Below are 4,809 nucleotides of genomic sequence, written 5' to 3'. Positions count from 1 at the left end.
AACGTCGATCCGTTCGCCTGGCTCACCCTCACGCTTCAGCGTATCGCCAACGGCTGGCCGAGCAGCGAAATCGACGCGCTTATGCCATGGAACCACGCCGCCTGACGGCCTCAGCTTGCCGCTTACGAGGATACGGGCGTCTATCCGATCGTATCGCATAATCGGCTCCCCGGCCTTGATGTGAATTGCATCCCGAAAATCGTCCAAAATATAGCAATGCGATAAATTCAACAAATGACCGCGTGGGCGATCGCACGGTCCTGGCCGCTGGTGATGACTCTGCTCCGCCAGGAGTCGATCATCCTGTCGGAGTAAGATCGGTCATTGAACCTTAACGTCAACGTGTGAATGAGGCGTTACTGCGATCACCTGCTGTTCCCACTTTCGGCAAAGATCGTTCGCTTTAAAGGAGCGCCTATGCTGAAAATTCAAGCTGGCTCTGCTTTGTCTATTGGCTTCCGGAGATTGCGGCCTCTCCGCTCTGACTTGCTGACGGATTTGCTCAAGGCGGCGGGCGATCGCGGGCTTCCGCGGGCAACGCGATTGCGCCAAAGACCGCGTGCAATGTTCACACCCTTCTGAAAACGTTGCTCCACGATGCGGGCCTTCTCCGCGCCTATCCATCGTCGTCGCCGCCGGCGCGCCGAGGTCACTCGAGTCAACGATAGCGATCAACATCCTGCCTGGTATCATGCGTCGCATTTTCCAGCATTTCACTTCCATTGATCAACTCAGTCTGGGCTGGATTCCAGGTGAGCCGAGGATAAGGAGGATAGGGCTCTTGCTGGTTAGGTTTAGTTAGCTGTTGAGCGGCACAGGCACTGAAGTTGACTTGAGCCTCAACGTGAAAGGAAATGTGGTGGCTAAAAGCCGATCGAAAGCCGAACACTGTTCAGCCAGGCGTTGCTCGATGATTTTTCGCTGCTCATCAGGCAACTCGTTTTGAAGCAACTTACGACAACGCCAAATATCGTTCCGCACTGATTTCATTTCACTTAAGCTATCATCTATCGAACTACTCATGGATGTGGCACAGTGTGGAACTAGCCCGAACTCGTCAACAGCGTCATCCTTCGGCGAAGCCGCGCGCCGTGGCTTCATCACGATTTCTCAGGTGTGTTGGGGGTGCCCCGAAGATCAGGCCGACAGTGGCATCCATCTCACAAGGTAGCATCGATAGATGCAAGCCTCGCATGCCATCTCGGGGCCAGCACAGATCATAGGCTCTCAATCGAGCCAAAATGGAAGCTTAGCGTATGTTCGCCTCTGGCCGGGCATTGCGTAGTTAGCCTCCCTACATTGTCTTTACCGTTTCACCATGCGTCTTCGCCGCTTCCACCATACCCGCAGGTGAGGTGCAGCGATGCCAAGTCTGATGTGCACGTTCGGGGCGAAGCAGCTCGCTGAGCGCTTCGCGAGGATTGCTGAATTTAACGAATATCTAGATCTAGATTAATGCAATGAGCTGCGCATCTACGGTTAATTTCTGCGTTTTGGCGCTTTTTTTGGTGAATTCAAGCGTAACCGGTATGAGCTCCCACGTCCGCGATGATTAGCGGTCGCGGGCGTAGCGGATGGGCATCCAGTGCTGGCGCAGCGCCTCGACGACGGCTGGGATATCGAGGTAGGCGTTACGGAGGAAATCCTCGGTTTTGCGACCGCTTCGTGGCGGTCCGAGCAGCGGACGGGCCTGATCGTCGCGACAATGCAGCAGGATGGGCAGCAGCAGGCCGTGATTGACGTTGTTGACGTCGAGCAACGGCGCCCACGCCGACAGTCTGAGCCGCATCGCAGCATAGAAACCCTGGCACCAGGGATGCGCATCGATGTTGCCGCTGGGGTCGCGCCGGTGCATCGGCTCGAACCGATCGGGGGCAGTCGAGAGGGTGTTGCTGATGTCGTTGTGGCGCAGCGCGACGGCGGAGATCGCGGCGAACTCCGGCGTGCCGCCATGGTTGAAAGCGTCGGCATCGATCGCGAGCAGCGGGCAGATCCAATCGAGCGGGCTCATCGACACCGGTCCGGCCACGATCGCGGCGGTATAGCCGTCGAGCATGGGAATGCTGGTGGCGGCAGGATGGCGATCGACGCGATCCTGGAGCCATCGCTCGAGCTCCGCAAGCGACATCGCGGCTGACGCCATCGACGATGCTGCCTTATGGCGACGTGGGCTCATGCCGCTGCCTGCGGTGTGTGCCGGCGCGCCGCCTTCCAGTTCCAGGCGAGCAGCTCGTGCAGCTGATGGCTCTTGGTTCGCCCAGACACGATGCGCTCCAGCACATCGGTCAGGTAGGCCTGCGGATCGAGCTCATGGAGTTTTGCCGTGTTCACGAGCGACGCCAGGATCGCCCAGCTCTCGGCGCCGCCTTCGCTGCCGCTGAACAATGAGTTGCGTCTTCCCATCGCAATCGGGCGCATGGAACGCTCGACTGTGTTGCTGTCAACTTCGACACGGCCGTTGCGGAGAAACAGCGTCAACCCGTCCCAGTGATTGAGTGCGTAGTTGATGGCCTCCGCCAGCTTCGATTGGGAGAAGAGCTGGCCGACCATTGCGGTCAGGCGCGTCCTGAGCGCCTCCATCAATGGAGCGGACCTGGTGCCGCGGGTGGCCAGCCGCTGCTCGGCACTGCTGCCACGGATCTCTGCTTCGATGGCATAGACCGCCTGCAGGCGCTCGATCACTTCGCGCGCGAACGGCGACTGGGTCGTCTTATACACCTCGACGAATTTGCGGCGGGCGTGGGCGAGACAAAAGGCGAGTTGGATCGCGCCGCCATGATCGCGGGCGAGCGCTTTGTAGGCGGCATAACCGTCGACCTGCAGAATGCCGGAAAAGCCCATCAACTGTCTGGCGATCTCCGCCGTGCCGCGGCCGTCGGCGAACACGTAGGCCACCGCCGGCGGCGAGGGACCGCCCCATGGCCGGTCATCCATGGCATGCGCCCAGAACTGGCAGATGCGCGGGCGATGTCGTCCGGGATCGAGCACCGGCATCGGCGTCTCGTCGCAGAACAGGCGCGGCGCGGTCTGGATCGTGCGCAGCTGAAGCGCATAGAGGCTCCTGAGCCACCAGGCCGCACGCTTCACCCAGCCGGCAAGCGTCGCCCGGTCGAGATGGACACCCTGGCCGGCCAGAATTTGCACCTGTCGGTACAGCGGCAGATACCAGGCGAACTTCGAGACTACCACGTGGCTCACGAGTGCGGTCGAAGCCATGCCGCTCTCGATCAGGCGCGGCAGCACCTTCGCCTGGATCACACCATCGGTGCAGCGGCGGCAGCCGTACTTGGGACGGACCGTCCGCAGCACCCGCAGGATCGCCGGGATGATGTCCAGCACCTCGCTGACGTCCTCGCCGATCTTGTGAAGCTGGCCCTGGCAACACGGGCATGCGGTCGCCTCCGGCTCCAGCACATGCTCACAGCGCGGCAGGTGCTTTGGAAGCGCGCCGATGTTGCGGCGCGCCTTCTTCCGCAGTGGCTTGCCGGGCGGCTTTGCCGCAGCTGCATCGTCGTTGGCAGCTGCAGGCGGCGTGACGTCGGTCTCAAGATCGCCAAGCTCAAGCGCGAGCTGCTCGGCCACGAGCGCGGCAAGCCGCTCCGAGCGCTTCCCGAAGATCATGTCCTTGAACGTTTGCATTGCTACGCGCAGCGTCTCGTTCTCAGCGTCAAGCGCGAGCACCATCTCGGTCAGAGCTGCCGGATCGGTCGGGAGAGTGTCGGGGCGAATCGCCATGACCAGACGATACATCCGTGCGACCCATGCTCCAGTGAAATCCTCACTTCTCAGCCGACAATGGCCGGCTGCTTCACAGGCTTGGGCGACACACGCGTCCACTCGAGCCCGTCGAGTAGCATCGCAAGCTGCGTCGCACTGAGATGCACAACGCCGTCGCGGATCGGCGGCCAGGTGAAACGCCCCTGGTGCAACCACTTCGTTACCAACACCATGCCGCTGCCGTCCCACGCCAGAAGCTTCACTCTGTCCATGCGCTTGCTGCGGAACACGAAGACGTCGCCGCAATATGGGTTCGCGCGCAGTGCTTCGCTCACCAGCGCCGACAGCGTATGCACCGACTTACGAAAGTCGACCGGCTGGGCCGCCAGCACCACCTTGAGGTCTGACCGTAGAGCAATCACCGGATCCCTCGAAGCGCCGATAGCACCACCGAAAGCGTCGCCAGTTCCACCCCCGGCTCGACCCGGATGCGCGCCCCGTTCACCTCGATCTCGACCACTCCACAGACCTTGGCCGGCGGCGTGGCAATCTCCACGGGCTTCGTCTGTACCGGCGAAATACACTCGGACTTGCCAACCCTCCCGCCATCGCTCTCGGCGCCAATTTGGATAGGCACGAAGTTCTGGGCTTTGCCGGCCAGCGCCGCCGCTACCTGGCGGCGCCACACCGTGAGCAGTCCGCGAGAAACGCCATTGCGCCGCGCCACCTCGGAGATGTTCGCCCCCTCCTCAAAGCTCTCTGCCGCGATCCGGGCCTTCTCCTCGCTCGTCCACCGTCGCCGCCGGCGCTCCCCAGTGATCACCTCAACGCGGCGATAAGAGTCACCTTCCTGCCTGGCATCAAGCATGGCATTTGCCATCGCGCCACCTCCACCGATCAGCTCTTGCCAGCCTGTATCGCAGACAAGCTTCGTCACTGCGAGGTGAGGCCCTCATGCCGGTTACTTTGCAGCGAGAGAACGAGCGGCTGCGCATGGAGCGCGACATTTTAAAAAAGTCGATCGCGATCTTTGCTGGAACACGGACATGAGATTCCGCTTCATCGAAGATCGCCGCGCCGACTATCCGGTGA

Annotated in this window: 6 protein-coding genes; 1 reads left to right on the top strand and 5 read right to left on the bottom strand. The window is 61.3% G+C overall.

Going from position 1 to position 4,809, the window contains the following annotated elements:
• Positions 1-105: transposase domain-containing protein (locus tag AC0QUY_RS42165; protein ID WP_146101462.1), on the top strand; the 105-nt coding region annotated here is incomplete at its 5' end.
• A gap of 1,447 nt (positions 106-1,552) precedes the next feature.
• Here AC0QUY_RS42165 and AC0QUY_RS42160 read toward each other — a convergent pair.
• The 5 genes from AC0QUY_RS42160 to AC0QUY_RS42140 form a co-directional block, all read right to left on the bottom strand.
• Positions 1,553-2,128 (bottom strand): UPF0149 family protein, encoded by a 576-nt coding sequence (locus AC0QUY_RS42160; RefSeq protein ID WP_475391688.1) that lies wholly within the window; start codon positions 2,126-2,128, stop codon positions 1,553-1,555.
• A gap of 44 nt (positions 2,129-2,172) precedes the next feature.
• Positions 2,173-3,735, bottom strand: coding sequence for an IS66 family transposase (gene tnpC, locus AC0QUY_RS42155; protein ID WP_161856372.1), 1,563 nt, complete (start codon positions 3,733-3,735; stop codon positions 2,173-2,175).
• 50 nt (positions 3,736-3,785) lie between these two features.
• The gene (gene tnpB / locus AC0QUY_RS42150; protein WP_069279868.1) at positions 3,786-4,139 is read right to left on the bottom strand and encodes an IS66 family insertion sequence element accessory protein TnpB; all 354 of its coding nucleotides are present in this window, start codon (positions 4,137-4,139) and stop codon (positions 3,786-3,788) included.
• Positions 4,136-4,597: an IS66-like element accessory protein TnpA gene (gene tnpA, locus AC0QUY_RS42145; RefSeq protein WP_141343522.1), complete on the bottom strand. Its 462-nt coding sequence runs from the start codon at positions 4,595-4,597 to the stop codon at positions 4,136-4,138. Before tnpA ends, tnpB begins: the two co-directional genes overlap by 4 nt.
• On the bottom strand, positions 4,578-4,809 hold a 232-nt coding region (locus AC0QUY_RS42140; RefSeq protein ID WP_475391686.1), incomplete at its 5' end, for a hypothetical protein. The genes AC0QUY_RS42140 and tnpA, both read right to left, overlap by 20 nt.

Source organism: Bradyrhizobium sp. WYCCWR15520, assembly GCF_056174665.1.
Note: the sequence above shows the minus strand (reverse complement) of the source record. Positions and strands in the feature narration are given on the sequence as shown.